Here is a 16,978-nt window from a genome sequence, read left to right on the forward strand (position 1 = left end):
TAGGTATGCTATTATTTGGTGCACATTATACTTAGACCTACAAGGTTTTGGAAACCTTGCAGGATGGAATTCATTTAGAATATGGTCTATTCTTAATACCTACAAGGTTTTGAAAACCTTGCAGGACGAATAGCTATTCTCCGCGTTTGGCTTCTCTGGCAAGATGATAAAATACCTCATCCATTGTGGTTACGCTAAATTGTTTTTTTAGGTTTGTTGGCGTATCGAGTGCTTCTACTTTTCCGTCGACCATTATCGAAACCCGGTTACAATATTCGGCTTCGTCCATATAATGTGTGGTTACAAAAATGGTAATTCCGTTTCCCGATGCTTCGTAAATCAAATCCCAAAATTGTCGGCGCGTTACTGGATCGACACCGCCTGTTGGTTCGTCCAGAAATACAATTTCTGGTTTATGAATAATTGCGGTTGAAAAAGCCAGTTTTTGTTTCCATCCTAACGGAAGTGAACTTACTCTTTTGTCTGCCTGATCTTCCATTCCTAATTGTTTCAAAAGTGCGGCACTGTTTTCTTTGATCGCTTTATCACTTAAACCATAAATTCCGGCAAAAAAGGTAATGTTTTCCTGAACCGTCAAATCATCGTACAACGAGAACTTCTGGCTCATATATCCTATACTTTTCTTTATTTTCTCGGTTTCTTTATAAATATCAAAACCTGCAATTTTTGCTTCGCCGGATGTTGGGTTCGATAAACCGCAAAGCATTCTCATGGCTGTTGTTTTACCTGCACCATTTGCGCCGAGAAATCCGAAAATTTCTCCTTTTTCCACTTCAAAAGTGATGGCATCTACGGCAGTAAAATCTCCAAATCGTTTGGTTAATGCTTTGCACGAAATTACTTTCTCGTTCATAAAAATTGGTTTTAAACCATTGGTGTAAACTTTGTCAAAGTTTGAAACTTTGACAAAGTTCTAAGCCTGGCAATATTTTAACTTAAGAGCTTAATAAAACTGTCTTCAATCGTAACGGCAGCTTCTTTTATTTCTATATTTTTAATTCCTTTTGTTTCCAAAAACTGTAATAAATCTGCTTTGTCTGGGTTTTCTTTGAAAGAAAAATGAGCAAATTCTCCAAAAGCATAACTCATTAACCGATTTGGATATATTGCCAAAGCTTTCAAAAGCTCATACATATTAGCTGCTTTTACGGCAAAAAGTGCATCTGGATAATTCTGGATTATATTTTTCGGACTGTCGATTGAAAGAATTTTTCCGTCCTGAATCAATGCAATTCGATCGCAAAGATTGGCTTCATCCATGTATGGTGTCGAAACAATAATCGTAATATCCTGTTTTTTCAGTTTTTGGAGCATTTCCCAAAATTCCTTTCTGGAAACAGGATCAACTCCGGTTGTAGGTTCGTCCAGAAACAAAACATTGGGTTTATGAATTAAGGCACAGCATAAGGCCAGTTTTTGTTTCATTCCTCCGGATAATTTTCCTGCTCTTCGGGTTTTAAAAGGTTCAATCTGAACATAAATATCTTTGATCAAATTGTAATTTTCCTTAATTGTAGTTCCGAATAATGTGGCGAAAAAATTCAGGTTTTCTTCAACCGTTAAATCCTGATACAAAGAAAATTTCCCCGGCATATAACCAATTGTATTTCTGATAGATTTAAAATCTTTTACCACATCCAATCCATCAATCGAAGCCGAACCGCTATCTGCCAGTAAAACCGTAGTCAGTATTCTGAAAATACTGGTTTTTCCTGCGCCGTCCGGGCCAATTAATCCAAAAAGCTCACCTTTGTTTACTGAAAATGAAACATCATTTACGGCAACTTTTTTTTCTTTTCCGTAGGTTTTGACAATATTTTTTACAACAACGGATTCCATTATTTTGAAAGTTTGAGTTTAATTTCGCCATACATTCCAATTTTCAAATAACCATCATTTTTAACTCTTACTTTAACGGCGTAAACCAAATTGGCGCGTTCGTCTTTTGTTTGAATTGTTTTTGGCGTAAACTCCGCTTTATCGCTAATCCATTCAACCACACCGCTGTATTCTTTATAAGTTTTGTTTGTATCGTCTACAAAAACTTTTACATTGTCGTTTAATTTTACGCCCGGCAATTGATCTCCGGTAATATAAACTCTTAAGTTGATTGTTGATAAATCGGCGATTTTATAAAGCGGTTTACCAATGGTCGCCATCTCTCCTACTTCAGCATATTTTGTCAAAACTGTTCCGTTGGTTTTATTGACAATTTTCGATTTAGCCAGCTGATCCTGAATTTGACTTATCTGAACTTTTAAGGTTTGGGTTTCATCGTCAATTCCTGTTGTGCTAATATTAAGCTGCGTTTGTAAAGCAGTAATTTGTTTTTGAATAACCGAAACTTTTGTCGTTGCGTCATCTAGTTGTTTTCTCGTTGCGGCATCGGCTTTTACCAGATTCTGCATACGCTGCTGATCTAATTTTGCTTGTTTTAATTCTTCTCTGTAAACATCTAACTGCGAATTAATATCTGGTTTTTTACTTTGCGTTGCTTTAATTTGTGCCAAAAGCTGATCTTTTTTCAGCGAAAGCTGTATGGTATCAATAAAACCTACGACTTGGTTTTCTTTTAAAATATTCCCTTCTTCAACTTTTAATTCTTTGATTATACCGCTTGCTTCTGCCGGAATAATAGTTTCTACTGCTTCAAAAGTTCCTGTTGCATCAAATTCGTTCTTATTATCAGAACATGATATTGCTGTTGCTGCTATTAATATAAATGCTATTTTTTTCATTTTATGCTTAATTACCGGTTATTAATTTTTGTCTGTATTTTGCTAAAAGCAAATCTGTTTCATGAATAATTTTGTTTTGCGTTGCTGCGTTTTCTTCGTTTACTTCTCGCAGATAATCGCTAGAATCAATTACGCCATTGTCTAATTGTGCCAATGCGGCTTTTTTGACATTGTTTCTCAGTGTTATAATTTCATTATCAGAAACCAGATATTCTTCGAGTTTTGTTATTTCTGCACTTTGCTGTTTTATGGATTGATTGGTATTGAAAAGAAAAACTTCTTTGTCGACTTCGAGCTGCTGTTTATTAATGTCGATAATTTGTTTTTGTTTTTTATCTGTATAAAGTCCCGTTAAAGACCAGTTTAATCGTACTCCGCCAATGTAATAGGATTTCCAGCCCACTTCGAGCATATTAAGTCCAGGATTTCCGTAACCGCCCTGCACGAAGAAATTGAACTTAGGAAGATTTGCAATATCAACTGCTTTTTTACCTAATTCCAGACTTTCATTTCTGTATTTAAAAAGCTGTAATTCAGGGCGATTTATTTCAATTGAATTGACAATATTTTCAGGCGTTTCTAATTTTGTGTTTGGAGATAATTCTGAATTGATAAAAAGACCCAGCATATCTAAATAGGCTTTTTTGTAGTTGCGAATTCCAATTGCGGTTTGGTCGGCTTTTAGATACTCTGCTTTAAGCAAATCTAAACTGCTTCTGTATGCTGTTCCGTTATTTAATTGCGCCTGAACGGTTTTGATTCCGATATTAATATCATTTTTCAGTAAATCGTTTTGATGCAGCTGCTCATCAAAAACTAAAATTCCAAAATAAAGTTCGGTCACTTTTTGTTTTACAGCATACAAATCAACCTGAAGCTGCTGTTCTGAAACTTTGGTTTGTTTTGCTGCAACTTCTTTCTGCTGTTTTAAATTTCCTCCGTCATAAAGCAGTTGATTTACTTCTGCGTAAGCACGATACTGATCTTTATTTAAAATGGGAACCTCAACGCCCGGAAGACTAACTGGCAGCTTTGTGACATCTGACTGATAGGTTGCCTGACCAAAAATGTCGAATTTGGGATAATATCCTTTGGCAATATTATCGATTGTGAATTCGCCGCTTTTGGCAATTAAATCTCGTTTTTTAGATAACGGATAATTTTCTTCTGCTAATGTGTAACAATCCTGCAGTCGTAATAACTTGTCATTTTGCTGTGCATAAAAATGAAATACGGGCACAAAAACCAGCATAACTACTAATAACCTTTTCATATTCAATTATTTAATTTTAATATTTCGTTTTAATCATTTGATTAAATTTAGTCCAAAAAAATAGCTAGGAGTTCATCATAGCTTTAAACCATTGTACAATCAATGTTTTTCTTTCTTCTGCAAAATCATTCATTTGACTTGGTGTCATAACTCCGGCTGATTCTAAAACCGGTTTTGCTATAAAAGGAAAAATACACATTGATAATAGATTGATCATAAAATGCAGCGGATTAATATCCGGTTTTCTTTCTTTCAATTGTTTTACAAAAATGGATTCGGTCAATAATTTTCCAGCTTGTACTTTATTCCCAAAATGTTCGGGATTATTTCTTATTTCGCTTAAAACAAATAAAGGCAAACCTGGATTTTGAAGTAACATCGTGATATAATTATCGGCTATCAACGTTACTTTTTCTTCTATTGAAGTTGTATCACCATTCACTATGGGTGCAATTACACCAAATAATTTTGCCACTTTCTCTGACATTACCAATTCAAAAAGTTTTTCTTTACTTCTGAAATAATAATTTAAAAGCGCCAGATTAATTCCTGCTTCTTCGGCAATATCACGAGTACGCGTGGCAGAATATCCCTTTTGGGTAAATACTATTCTTGCTGCTTCTTTTATCTTTTCTTCGGTACTTGCGTCTTTGTTTTTTGGGGTCATAATTTTGTAAATGTTTGGCAAATATATAAATGTTTTTTAATTAAACAATAGATTTAATCAAATGATTAAAAAATATTTTTAACCTAATAATAAGTCATTGAATCATTTATACAAAAAATGCCTGCAAATTGTGGATTTACAGGCATTGTAGATAACTAACAAATATTAACAATAAAAACTAAATGCTCACTAAAAAGTATTTTAGTTTATTTCGAAAATTCAACTGTATTTAGTTTTTTCCAGCTTCCGCGGGTAAAATCCGGGATTTCTACCGGAGCTGAATTATGGTCTAAAGAGATTTCTGTTAATGGACTTAAACAAGACCATTCGGCTAAATCGTAAACATCCATATCCAGCGGAAGTCCTTTTTGCAGACAATAAAACATTCTGTAATCCATAATAAAATCCATTCCGCCGTGGCCGCCGACTTTTTTAGCCAGTTCTTCGATATCTTTTACGATTGGGTTTTTATATTTTTCCATTAAAATCTTTTTCACATCTTCCGAAACATATTCTTCGGCATTAAGATTTTGATAGTTTTTAGAAATTTCTGCTCCAACTTCTTTTGCATCGATTGCATAACCTTCTACCGGATATTTATTAGCAAATCCTTTCGTTCCGGATAATTGATACATTCTGCTATAAGGTCTTGGACTTGTAACATCATGCTGAATCTGAATTGTTTTTCCCATTTCGGTACGAATCATCGTCATGGTGTGATCTCCATTTCTGAAATCTGTAACAACTTCGCCTGTTTTTTCTTTTATAAAAGCCGGATTTCCAACTGCTTTTGTATCCATAGAAACGAGAAAATTCATTTTATCACCTCTATGAATATTTAATGCCAAACAAGCCGGACCCATTCCGTGAGTTGGGTAAATATCACCTCTGTGTTTACGGTTGTAATCCATTCTCCAGTTGTTCCAGTAATTTCCCCAATATGGCTGAAGTCCGTGAATATAAGAACCTTCTGCATGAAGAATTTCTCCGAATACGCCTTGTTGTGCCATGTTTAATGTTGTTAATTCGAAGAAATCATACACACAGTTTTCCAGCATCATACAGTGTTTACGTGTTTTTTCTGAAGTATCAATTATATCCCAGATTTCGTTCATGGTTAAAGCTCCGGGAACTTCTACAGCTACATGCTTTCCATCTTTCATGGCTTGCACGGCAATATTTGCGTGGTGTTTCCAATCGGTTACAATATAAACTAAATCAACGTTGTCTAATTTTGTTACTTTTTTCCAGGCATCTTCTCCAAAAAATTCCTGTGCTTTTGGGGCTCCAAGTTTAGCCAAAGTATCGTTTGCTGCTTTTGTTCTTTCTTCGAGCATATCGCATAAGGCTACAATTTCTACTCCGGGAACATGCGGAATACGTCCTACGGCACCCGTACCGCGCATTCCCAGACCAATAACTGCTACACGAACGTGCGGAATTGCCAGTGTGGCTAAACGCAAAACATCTGTTTGTCCTTTGTCTCTTTTTGGTGCTTTTGTTTTAATAAGCTGCGCGGATGTGTCGCAGACTTTGAATAGCAAAAATGCTATTAGTAAAAATCTTAAACTTTTCATTTTTTTTATTTTAGTGATATTTTTGTTTGAACGTTTTATTTGTAACATTTTGTTTATTACACTTTTATATAGGTTTTGTTTTTATGCATGTACCAAAGTATGAAATAAAGAATTCCGAATCCGGCTAAATCGCAAAAGGCGTCATAATATGCTCCTGTAAATTGCTCAAAACCAAAGAAAATTTGTTTGGCGATTAAAGAGAAATTAAAAACATGCGATCCAACATAAGCGGCGATGGCGTTTAAACCAATTACTCTAAACGGATAAGCCCATTTTGTATAACCCTGAACGTCGACAAGCCAATAGAATAATGCTAATAAAACAAAGCTGATTCCTGATGAAAAAATTACAAATGAACTTGTCCATATTTTTTTGATGATGGGATGCCAGATACCAATTATTAATGAAAGGATAATTGCGGTTACTCCGATTAATAAAAGATATTGTGCTATTTTTTTTCTTGAAAGAGAAGATAAAAGCAATTCTCCGGCAAACAATCCTGATAATGTTGTGGCTGTAAATCCTAAACCTGTTAAAAGCCAGGAATACTGTGTTTGATCATAAAACTGCCCGAAAACCTGCTGATCGATAAATATGGGAAGATTTTTTTCTGGTAATAATTCGAAATTGTGACCAAAATAACTCGGAATTGCTAATAATACGGCATACAAAACGAGACAAACTACAAAGAAGATGTATCTTCCTTTTCTTGACAAATTTAAATAGGCAATACATGAAAATAAATATCCAACTGCAATAGCCTGAAGTGTATTACTAAAGATGTGAAACTTTGAAATATTCAGTTCAAGAAGATTTCCCTGCACGATCCATCCTAATATAAACAGTACTACAAATCGTTTTAAAATGTGTCTGTATAATTTAAAATCTGAATACGTTTCTTTGCTTCTGTTTCCTAAAGAAAACGGAATTACAACGCCTACAACAAATAAAAATAAGGGCATTATGACATCATACAAATGAAAACCAATCCATTCAGGATGTTCGAACTGGTCGGCCAGTGTTTTTGTTAAACTGGTATTTGCCGCTGTATTCAAATTATAGAAAAATCGGTCTGCCACTATAATCATCAAAAGATCAAATCCTCGCAGTACGTCTACAGACATTAATCGGTTATTGGCAATTGTTTTAGTCATTTACTTCTTTTTAAAAATTGTTTTAACACATAGGAACATAGTCTTTTTTTAATGGGTAAAGGCGTTTCACTTGTTTAAACAAACATAGAACTATGCGAAAAATCCTGATTTTATTTAGATCTCTGGTTAAGCCTTAAAATCTATGTTTCTATGTGTTAAAAAAATTGCGCTCAACAGAGCTAATTTATATTTACTCGATAGCTTATGCCATTTGGTTTAAAAAATTAATCTCCAAAAAACTCTTCGCCAAATGGCACATTTTGACCGGCTATCGATGACAAACTACAATTGTAATGTAGAGAACTTAGGCGCTTCCGGGAAGTTGGCAACTAATCCCCATCCTCCATTCATTTCGGTAATGGCAATACCTATTGAACTTCCTAATGTTCCTAACTGTGATTTTGGGATGCTGAATTCCATCGCATTTGTGGTGTCATTTAAACTCACAATTGGTGACGCTTTTAAATTTGCTCCAGAACCTGCAATTCCAGCCCATCCCCAGCCTCCGTTTGGATCGGTGTGGTTGTAGAATTGCCCCCAGCCGTTAGTTACTACCGGACCTTCGAATAAAAATTCGGCTCCTGAACCTTGTGCCCAATTGCTGTGTAAAAATCCTGTTTGGGTATTTCCATCGGTATTTATGTACATATCAACCAGTTCCATCAGCATTTTTTTGTTTCCTTCTAAATACACATTAACATTTGGACCTCCAGCCCAGATTTTAATTTTTTGGATTGAACCGTTTCCTGATGTATTTTGATCTGTTACGGCAACATCATCCCAATCTGTAAATTTTCCGTCGATTTTAATGTCGATAATTATAATTCTTGGCGCAGTAATGGTTTTTGTAATAAAAGCTTCTTCTCCTTTATCGTTAGTTACGGTCAAAGAAACTCTGATTTCTCCTCCAATTTTATAGGTATAAACCGGATCTTTTTCTCCAGATGTATAATATAAATCTCCAAAATCCCATCTGTACTTTGTACCGTTTGTAGAAAGATTGGTAAAGGTAAACGTGCTTCCGTCATTTGTAAATGAGAAATCTGCGGTTGGTTTTGTTGCCGAATCGTCTGACGAAGCATTATCGCTCGAACAAGCCGTTAGCAATAACAAAGCAACAAGCAATGTTATGTATTTGGTTAGTTTTATTTTTTTCATGGTTTTTAATTTAAATGTTTTAATAACTATTTAATGATAACCGTTTGTGATAATTTATTGAATCCAGTTGCTGCTTCCCAAACTCCTGTATTCGCAAAACGAATACAATAATCTGGTCTGTCAACTAGTTTTGTTGAACTGTCTTCTATTTTTAATAACAATTCATAAGTTCCTGCCGGAATTCCGGATAAGCTCACCGATTCTTTTAAATCGTACGTTACTCTTGGCACTACTTTTCTAACATCGAAGTTTAATTTTTTCTTATAAACCGTTCCGCCAGAAGCTGCTCTTAAAATTAAATAAGCATTTTTTGGATTGTAAACCGGAGCAAAACCACCATTATTCAGCAATGCTTCAAACTCTAGAGTTCCATTTAAAGTTGCTTCTTTTTTTAGGCTTGACGATGCTAATGAAAGTCTGTAACCCAGTTTTCTTTCAAAATCTGTAAAGCAGTTGTTGTTTCTCCATTCCTGTAAAACCGGACCGTAATAATCTAGGTTTAAATACGTCCATTTTAACATTGTCATTTCTTTTTCGGCAATGCTGCAGCTTGCGATTGGCACATCTACGGGCGGACAAGTTTCTCCTCCTGTTGGTACATAAAGTGCTTCGTTGCTTATGTATGTTTTTTCGGAAGTGATATCTATGTATGTTCCGTAATCGTCTACACTTGCCATGAAACAGTCATTATGAAATCCTAAACGAGCTGTATTTGAAGTTCCGTAACCAACGTTCGCGTCCATTGCAATTGTAGTTGCAACATAGTCTTGTTTGATTTTTGGAGTTCTTAACTGAATTTTTACTTCTTTTGGAAAAGAGGCTAAAAGTTTGTCTATAATCAGTTTTTTGTTTGCCGGCGTTGTAAGCTGGTTTGTAGTATAATACCATTCTCCCCAAGCTCCAACAAATCCTGCCTGAACAAAAGCAATTACATCTTTGTTTTCTTCCAAAATTGGTTTCAACTGATCTAAATGTCCAGAGATAACTGCCACAGAAGCATCTGAACCATCTTGTGCATCTGTATACGCAAAACGTAAAACACATTTTAAACCTGATTCTCTCAAACGTGTAAAATCGGTTTTGATAAGATCTAATTGTGTTTGGCTTAAAGCCGAAGTTTTAAACTTTTCCAAATAATACAAACGCAGAATAAGGCTTACATTTTCTTTTTTCAGATTATTTAAAGAGGCTGCTGTCATTGCTGCTCCTTCTGAATTTACCTGCCACGAATGCATAAATCCACGCTCCGGATTGGTAAAAACTTCGTTTGAAGCGGTGTAAGTTACTTTTTCAACTCCGTTTACTTGTTCGCCTCCTTCGTTTTTGTCACCGCCATCGCTTTGACAGCTTGACGCGACATTAAGAAAAAGGCAGATTAACATTAGTAAATTTTTCATTTTTTGTATAATTAAATTATCTGATTTATTTTATTCCTTCACCAATTGTGATAGCCGTCTTCTAATTAATTATATCCAGGGTTCTGAATAAATTTACCTTTTCCTTCACTTATTCTGTCTAAAGAAAATGGGAACAACGCTTTGTATGGAGCACTTTGACTTGCTGCACCGTTTAAGTCAAGAGCATGTTCTGTAAATTTTCCGTGTCTGATTAAGTCTGAACGATATTGCCCGTTTTCGCACCAGTATTCGTGTGATCTTTCTAAAAGAATCATATCATTGAATTTGGCAAGTGTATTATAATTAGCTAATTGAATTTCACTGATTTTAGCTCTTTTTCTCACGATGTTTACCAAATCAATTGCTTCTTGTGTTGGCGTTCCGGTTTTGTTTACCAATGCTTCTGCTTTTGATAATATTACATCTGCATAACGATATACCACAATATCTACTGTTGTTAAAGCGGTTGTTCTGGCTGCATCCGGATGAATTTTCAATGGAATTGGCCCTAACTGCATATAGTTCGCAGGATTTGCTCTGTTGTACGTTACACCATCTGTTCCTGTAAACTCGGCAATAAGTGCCGTTTTACGTATGTCTGTTGCTTCAAAAGAATCATAAAATTTCCATGAACTTTGGATAGTTCCATAACCACCGCGTTCAGGGTAATTAGCCGGCAATACCATTAACTGCCATTGGTTTTCACTTGTTCCTGCATAATCTGCCGGAACTGCCCAAATTACTTCTTTGCTGTTAACAGGAGGTTTAACATCCCATAATCCAACATAATCTGCGTCTAATCCGTAGTAGTTCATTGCCATGATTGCATTAGCTTGTTCTTCAACATCTGCCCATCTTTTTTCATGCAGATATAATCTTATCAGAACCATTCTTGCCATTCCGTTGCTGAATCTTCCGTATGGTGTGTCGCCCGGAGCTTTTAAATCTGCTGCGGCTTCTTTAAGGTCTTTTTCAATAAAGCTTACCATTTCTGCATTTGAAAGTCTGGCCAAAGGCACTTCGTTCAAAGGACTTTTAAGAATCTCAAGAGGCGCTACAACAAGCGGTCCATATAAATCAAAAAGTTCATAGGCTAATAATCCTCTTGCACATTTAATTTCGGCAATAGCATTTTTCTTAACCAGCTCGTTTACATTGGCATTTTGTATTCTGTCTATACTCAAAGTCATACTGCTTATTTTGTTGTAAAACACATCATAAAATCTTGTAAAAGATGTAGAACTGGCTTTGTAGCTGTGTAATGATGCTTCCTGCTGTACACCATAAGGTCCCTGAAGAATTTCTGTCGTGGCATCAAGTATAAACATTAATCCGTTTTCTGAAGTAGAATGAATACCGTTTCCGTAAGAACCTCTTAACGGATAGTATGCAGAAGCTACTATTGCCTGAACATCAGCCTCCGATTTAGGAAATATACTCGGATTAATCTCATCGTAATTGATAGACTCAATATCTTCATTACATCCTGAGAAAACTAGTAATAGTAAAACTATTGTATAATTTTTTAAATTTTTCATGTCTTTTTGATTAAAACTTAAGATCAATTCCTACTGTGTATGTTTTTACATTTGGATATGCTGCTGCATAACCATCTGTTTCAGGATCTATACCATCATATTTTGTAATAGTAAAAAGGTTTTGTCCATCAAGTCTAATGGCAGCTCCCTGCATGTATTTACCAAACCATCTTTGCGGAAAATTATAGCTTAGCGATACGCTTTGTAAACGAACAAACGAAGCATTCTGCATAAAGAAATCACCTGAACCATATTGTGTATATCCAAAGTGTGAACCCGGACGTGTGTTTGTTGGATTATCCGGTGTCCATCTGTCGTAAACACTTCTTAATGCATTTCTTCCATTTTGTGCTACTCCTACTGCAGTTACACCATAAGTAAAATCGGTTTGATCCACAATTTTTCGTCCAAACATTCCATTAAATACAAAATTCAATTGAAAGTTTTTCCAGATAATTGTATTGCTTAAACCCGCAGAAAAATCAGGATCTGCCGAGCCCAGTAAAACAGTATCAGCTTCGTCAATTTTTCCGTCTGGTGCTCCAGTTCTTAAAAACACTCCTTTTTCATCTGTAACCGGATTTCCTGATGCATCTCTAACGAAACCGTTAAGATCTTTTATTTTAATTTGTCCCGGATATAAATCTGGCTGTGCCGGAACTACTTCTCCAATCTGCATAATACCATCTGCAATCTGGCTGTATTGTGCACGTACCGGATCATTGTAACTCATATATACTGAAGGTTTCCAGTCTGGAGCTCTTTCTTTCCAATTCGTTTTATATTGTGAATATGTAAAAGTTGTATTCCATTTAAAATCCTGAGTATCGATATTTTTCGAGGTTAAAGTAACCTCAACACCTTTAGTTTGTGTACTGCCTATATTTGCCCAAACGGTATTGATTTCATGATAACTATTAATAGGTTTTTCCATTAATAAATCAGAAACTACTCTTTCATATACCTCTACCGAACCTGAAATTCTTCTGTTTAATAATTCAAAATCAACACCAAAATTCTTTTCTGTCGTTGTTTCCCATTTCAAATCAGGATTTTCTAATCTGCTGGCAAATACTCCAGTCCAAATTGATTCATCTGAGTTTAAATAAGCTGGCTGTGCATAAAATGCCCCTTTAGAAAGTCCGGCAGAATTACCTACGGAACCATAGCCAAATCGCAGTTTAAGTTGTGATACATAATCTGTAATACCTTTCATGAATGGTTCTTGCGACACATCCCAACCCACCGAAATTGATGGAAACAAAGCATATTTTTTATTTGCTGCAAAGAAACTTACTCCGTCACGACGGATGGTAGAAGTTAACAGGTATTTGTCTTTATAAGAGTAGTTTACTCTTGAAAAATACGAACGGTAACTATCTTCATTTTTTGATGATGTAGTTAATTTTGTTCCTGCTCCCGCATTCATATTATGCCATAAAAAAGCATCTGTGATAAAATTACTGTTTCCTAAGGATGCTCTTTCATTTCTGTAGGTTGACTGAGAATAACCTGCCATAAAAGTAAAAGAGTTGTCGTCTCCAATTTTTGTATTATAGGTTAATATAACATCTAATAAATCATCATTCTTTTTTTGTGTATTGAAAGTTGCTTTACCATTTTCTAATTGCCCATACAATGTCGTTCTTGGCAAATAATTACCTCTGCTTGTCTCGCCCTGATCAAAACCTGCCTGAACTCTTGCAGTAAGACCTTTTAATGGTTTTATTTCTGCATAAAAATTGGTCAGTGTTCTGTCTATTACTCCTTCGTCTGTAATTGTTAACAATGAGTATGGATTTGGTTCTAAAGCATTATCCGGGTTAATTGGATAATTACCAAATTCATCAATTGCTTCAATATTTGGACTTTGCTGTATAGCAGATCTTATAATTCCTGAATTTTCAAATTGATCACCGCCTAATTGTGAGTTTTGATTTTTGATTCGGCTTTTAGTCATGTTCATTCCAAAAGTCACATAATCAGTTAGTTTTTGATCAATACTAAAATGAACCGTACTTCTTTTTAATCCTGAATTTTTAACAATCCCTTCCTGATTGAATAAGTTTCCTGATAAAAAATATTTAGTCGATTTTGTTCCGCCTCGTATAGAAAGGTTATTTTGCTGAACCATTCCGTCTCTGGTCACTAGTCCAAGCCAGTCTGTTCCTTTTCCGGCATTTCTAATCTGCTCGTCAGAGTAGAATCTTTTAAACGGAATTCCGTTAACAGGAGCAGCATTTGCTTCTTCCAATGTTTTTGGAGAATATGGATATACTTTATTAATAAATTCCCAGTTTTCTCTGGCAGCGTCATTTCTTAGCTGCATCCATTCCTGCAAATCCAGCACCTCATAACTATCATTGTATTTTTGATACGAATAAGAACCAGAATAATCAACTCTTACATCTCCTTCTTTTCCTTTTTTGGTCGTAATCATAATGACACCATTTGCAGCTCTTGCACCATAAATTGCAGAAGCACTGGCATCTTTTAAAACCTCTATAGATTCGATATCATTTGGGTTAAATGAGTTTAAGATACTCTGCGTACCACCATCATAACGGTTTCCTGTTCCCGGCTGTTGTAAATTTGTAACCGGAAATCCATCAATAACAACTAAAGGATCGTTGCTTGCATTAATAGAACCCGCACCACGAATCTGGATATTAAATCCACCACCTGGCTGGGCGCTGTTTTGTACGATTTGCAAACCCGCCACTTTTCCCTGAAGTGCTGTTAAGACTGAAGGCGCTGAAGATAAAGTAAGCGTTTCTCCTTTTACAGAAGACATTGCTCCTAATACATTTTTCTTTTTCTGTGTTCCGTAACCTACAATAATAACCTCATTTAAACTTTTTGACGATGGTACTAATGAGACTTTAATTGTGGTTTGTCCGGCAATTGCCACTTCTTTCGTTTCGTAACCTACATACGAAAACAAAAGCGCTTCTGTAGCGGCAGGAACTACTATTGTATAACTTCCGTCAAAATCAGTGGTTGTTCCTCTTGATGATCCTTTCGGCAAAATGGTAACACCAATCATTGGCTGTCCTAATTCATCTAAGACAGTACCTTTAATTGTTATATCTGCTTCTGACTCTTTATTTATAATTTCTGATTTCTTCCCATCTTCTGTAGAAGAAACCGCGCTTACTTTAAAAACAGAAACTATCAGAAATAAGACCGTGAGTAATGTCTTTAAATTAAATTTTATTTCTTGATAGTTACTGTATAGTAACTTGTTACTTTTTTTCATATTATTCTGGTTAGTTTAATGGTTAATGTGAAAAGCAAACTTTGCGTGAGTAAAAATTGGTTAAGGCTTTTTCAAACACAAAGCGAAATGGGTCGGTTATGTTTTTTTTGAATTCATAATTTTTGTCTGTTTTTTGTTTTTGTTTTCGTTTGGTTATTTTTCTTAATTGATATTCTTATTTTATTTTTTTTCTTTTAATAATCAGCTGCTTATTTATTTTTTAGGAAGTCCTTTTTTGAGTTTTAAAATTGATTTTTAAGCTTAAAAAAATGGATAAAAAAAAGCTGTTTTTTGACTTAACTATGGCTAAACTAAATAATATTTTTTAATAAACAATGGCAAAATCGAAAAAATGTGTTCGTGCACATAAAAAAAGTGTTTTCGAGCACATTTTTTAGAAAAAGTATTATTAAATTCTTATCATTTTCAAATATTTATCTTGTAAGAATTTAAAAAATTGTCTAAAAAATTTTATTATCAATCGAAAACCAAATCATTTATTTTGATATCCATTTAATTAAAAATCGCAGTTAAATGATTTTTTTATTATTTTAAAATCAGCACTATATTCGATTTAGAATAAAATTTTTATTTAAGCCAAAATCAATTTTTGAACTATTATTTCACAGTAATTCTTTAATGACAGAGATGAATTTTTCTGCCAGTTCATCTGCATTTTTCTGTGACTTACTTTCGGTATAAATTCTAATGATTGGTTCTGTATTTGATTTTCTCAAATGCACCCATTCTTCGTCAAAATCTATTTTAACTCCATCAATACAATTTGGGTTTTCATTTTTGAATTTTTGAGTGATTTTTTCCAAAATTTCATCGACATTAATTTCCGGTGTTAACTCAATTTTACTTTTGCTCATATAATAATCCGGATAACTTTCGCGAAGCGTTTTACATGAAACTTTTTCCTTTGCCAAATGCGATAAAAACAACGCCGTTCCAACTAATGAATCTCTCCCGTAATGTGATGACGGATAAATAATTCCACCGTTGCCTTCTCCTCCAATAATGGCATTTGCACTTTTCATTAATTCCACAACATTTACTTCTCCAACGGCACTTGCCTGATATTTTCCGCCATGCTTTAAAGTAATGTCTCGTAATGCTCTTGAAGATGATAAATTAGAAACCGTATCGCCTTTTGTTTTTCCTAAAACATAATCGGCGCAAGCGACTAAAGTGTATTCTTCGCCAAACATCGAACCATCTTCGCAAATAATCGCCAGGCGATCTACATCTGGATCAACCACTATTCCGAAATCAGCTTTTTCTGTTACGACCAATTCTGAAATATCTGTCAAATGTTCTTTTAAAGGCTCCGGATTATGCGGAAAATGTCCGTTTGGTTCACAATATAATTTGATGCATTCAACTCCTAATTTTTCCAGTAAACTCGGAATTGCAATTCCGCCCGTAGAATTAACAGCATCAACAACTACTTTGAAGTTGGCGCTTTTGATTGCTTCAACATCAACTAAAGCTAATTTTAAAACTTCGTCAATGTGTTTTTCGATGTAACCTTCTTTCTTTTCATATTTGCCTAAATCATCAACTTCTGCAAAAAGAAAATTTTCATCTTCTGCGATTTTCAGGATTTTTTCTCCTGCCTCGGCATTTAAAAATTCTCCTTTATTGTTTAATAATTTTAGAGCGTTCCATTGTTTTGGATTATGACTTGCCGTGATGATGATTCCGCCATCTACTTTATCTAATGTTACGGCAACCTCAACAGTTGGCGTTGTTGATAAACCAATATCAACCACATTAATTCCTAAACCCGTAAGCGTATTCGAAACCAGATTACTAATCATTTCTCCCGAAATTCGGGCGTCTCTCCCTATAATTACGGTTAATGATTGATTTGAGTTTTCACTTTTAAGCCACATTCCGTAAGCTGCAGCAAATTTGACCGCATTTACCGGAGTCAAATTTTCATTGACAACCCCGCCAATTGTACCTCTTATTCCTGAAATTGATTTTATTAAAGCCATTTTTTATTTATTATTTTAGTTTTTAGCCACAGATTAAAAGGATTAAAATGATTTTTTTGCCACGACTCGAGCGATAGCGAACAGGCGAAGCAATTGCACGAATTATCACGAATTTAATTTGTGAAAAAACAGAATAATAAAATCTGTGAAAATCCTTTTAATCTGTGGCAAAAACTAATCTCATTTTATT

Annotated in this window: 12 protein-coding genes; all 12 read right to left on the bottom strand. The window is 34.8% G+C overall.

Annotation, left to right across the window (positions count from 1 at the left end; all coding sequences use genetic code 11):
• Window positions 1-133: 133 nt before the first annotated feature.
• Window positions 134-874, bottom strand: coding sequence for an ABC transporter ATP-binding protein (locus ACODSB_RS06980; RefSeq protein ID WP_180858153.1), 741 nt, complete (start codon window positions 872-874; stop codon window positions 134-136).
• 77 nt (window positions 875-951) lie between these two features.
• Window positions 952-1,860 (bottom strand): ABC transporter ATP-binding protein, encoded by a 909-nt coding sequence (locus ACODSB_RS06985; protein WP_488936502.1) that lies wholly within the window; start codon window positions 1,858-1,860, stop codon window positions 952-954.
• Entirely contained in the window at window positions 1,860-2,759 is a 900-nt protein-coding gene (locus ACODSB_RS06990; protein ID WP_488936503.1) for an HlyD family secretion protein, read from the bottom strand. The genes ACODSB_RS06985 and ACODSB_RS06990 overlap by 1 nt, the downstream gene beginning before the upstream one ends.
• A 7-nt stretch (window positions 2,760-2,766) precedes the next feature.
• Entirely contained in the window at window positions 2,767-4,032 is a 1,266-nt protein-coding gene (locus ACODSB_RS06995) for a TolC family protein (RefSeq protein ID WP_488936504.1), read from the bottom strand.
• 64 nt (window positions 4,033-4,096) lie between these two features.
• A complete protein-coding gene (locus ACODSB_RS07000) occupies window positions 4,097-4,699 on the bottom strand; it encodes a TetR/AcrR family transcriptional regulator (protein ID WP_488936505.1) in 603 nt (200 codons plus the stop codon).
• A 206-nt stretch (window positions 4,700-4,905) separates the two neighbouring features.
• Window positions 4,906-6,276 carry a Gfo/Idh/MocA family protein gene (locus ACODSB_RS07005; RefSeq protein ID WP_488936506.1) on the bottom strand — a complete coding sequence of 457 codons (1,371 nt, stop codon included), beginning with the start codon at window positions 6,274-6,276 and terminating at the stop codon, window positions 4,906-4,908.
• A gap of 56 nt (window positions 6,277-6,332) precedes the next feature.
• On the bottom strand, window positions 6,333-7,430 hold the full coding sequence (locus tag ACODSB_RS07010; protein ID WP_488936507.1) for an acyltransferase family protein: 1,098 nt from the start codon (window positions 7,428-7,430) through the stop codon (window positions 6,333-6,335).
• Between the two features lie 282 nt (window positions 7,431-7,712).
• A complete protein-coding gene (locus ACODSB_RS07015) occupies window positions 7,713-8,588 on the bottom strand; it encodes a PKD domain-containing protein (RefSeq protein WP_488936508.1) in 876 nt (291 codons plus the stop codon).
• A 26-nt stretch (window positions 8,589-8,614) separates the two neighbouring features.
• Window positions 8,615-9,985 carry a DUF4832 domain-containing protein gene (locus ACODSB_RS07020; RefSeq protein ID WP_488936509.1) on the bottom strand — a complete coding sequence of 457 codons (1,371 nt, stop codon included), beginning with the start codon at window positions 9,983-9,985 and terminating at the stop codon, window positions 8,615-8,617.
• Window positions 9,986-10,050: 65 nt separating this feature from the next.
• The gene (locus ACODSB_RS07025; RefSeq protein ID WP_180858135.1) at window positions 10,051-11,523 is read right to left on the bottom strand and encodes a RagB/SusD family nutrient uptake outer membrane protein; all 1,473 of its coding nucleotides are present in this window, start codon (window positions 11,521-11,523) and stop codon (window positions 10,051-10,053) included.
• A 10-nt stretch (window positions 11,524-11,533) separates the two neighbouring features.
• On the bottom strand, window positions 11,534-14,782 hold the full coding sequence (locus tag ACODSB_RS07030; protein WP_488936510.1) for a SusC/RagA family TonB-linked outer membrane protein: 3,249 nt from the start codon (window positions 14,780-14,782) through the stop codon (window positions 11,534-11,536).
• Between the two features lie 623 nt (window positions 14,783-15,405).
• On the bottom strand, window positions 15,406-16,788 hold the full coding sequence (gene glmM, locus ACODSB_RS07035) for a phosphoglucosamine mutase (RefSeq protein WP_488936511.1): 1,383 nt from the start codon (window positions 16,786-16,788) through the stop codon (window positions 15,406-15,408).
• Window positions 16,789-16,978 lie beyond the last annotated feature (190 nt).

This window comes from Flavobacterium sp. FG68 (assembly GCF_057808895.1).

Bases quoted from the DNA above. Each gene is read 5' to 3' on its own strand.
- glmM (WP_488936511.1), bottom strand. From the start codon at position 16,788: ATGGCTTTAATAAAATCAATTTCAGGAATAAGAGGTACAATTGGCGGG.
- ACODSB_RS06985 (WP_488936502.1), bottom strand. From the start codon at position 1,860: ATGGAATCCGTTGTTGTAAAAAATATTGTCAAAACCTACGGAAAAGAA.
- ACODSB_RS07010 (WP_488936507.1), bottom strand. From the start codon at position 7,430: ATGACTAAAACAATTGCCAATAACCGATTAATGTCTGTAGACGTACTG.
- ACODSB_RS06990 (WP_488936503.1), bottom strand. From the start codon at position 2,759: ATGAAAAAAATAGCATTTATATTAATAGCAGCAACAGCAATATCATGT.
- ACODSB_RS06980 (WP_180858153.1), bottom strand. From the start codon at position 874: ATGAACGAGAAAGTAATTTCGTGCAAAGCATTAACCAAACGATTTGGA.
- ACODSB_RS07025 (WP_180858135.1), bottom strand. From the start codon at position 11,523: ATGAAAAATTTAAAAAATTATACAATAGTTTTACTATTACTAGTTTTC.
- ACODSB_RS07000 (WP_488936505.1), bottom strand. From the start codon at position 4,699: ATGACCCCAAAAAACAAAGACGCAAGTACCGAAGAAAAGATAAAAGAA.
- ACODSB_RS07015 (WP_488936508.1), bottom strand. From the start codon at position 8,588: ATGAAAAAAATAAAACTAACCAAATACATAACATTGCTTGTTGCTTTG.
- ACODSB_RS07020 (WP_488936509.1), bottom strand. From the start codon at position 9,985: ATGAAAAATTTACTAATGTTAATCTGCCTTTTTCTTAATGTCGCGTCA.
- ACODSB_RS07005 (WP_488936506.1), bottom strand. From the start codon at position 6,276: ATGAAAAGTTTAAGATTTTTACTAATAGCATTTTTGCTATTCAAAGTC.
- ACODSB_RS06995 (WP_488936504.1), bottom strand. From the start codon at position 4,032: ATGAAAAGGTTATTAGTAGTTATGCTGGTTTTTGTGCCCGTATTTCAT.
- ACODSB_RS07030 (WP_488936510.1), bottom strand. From the start codon at position 14,782: ATGAAAAAAAGTAACAAGTTACTATACAGTAACTATCAAGAAATAAAA.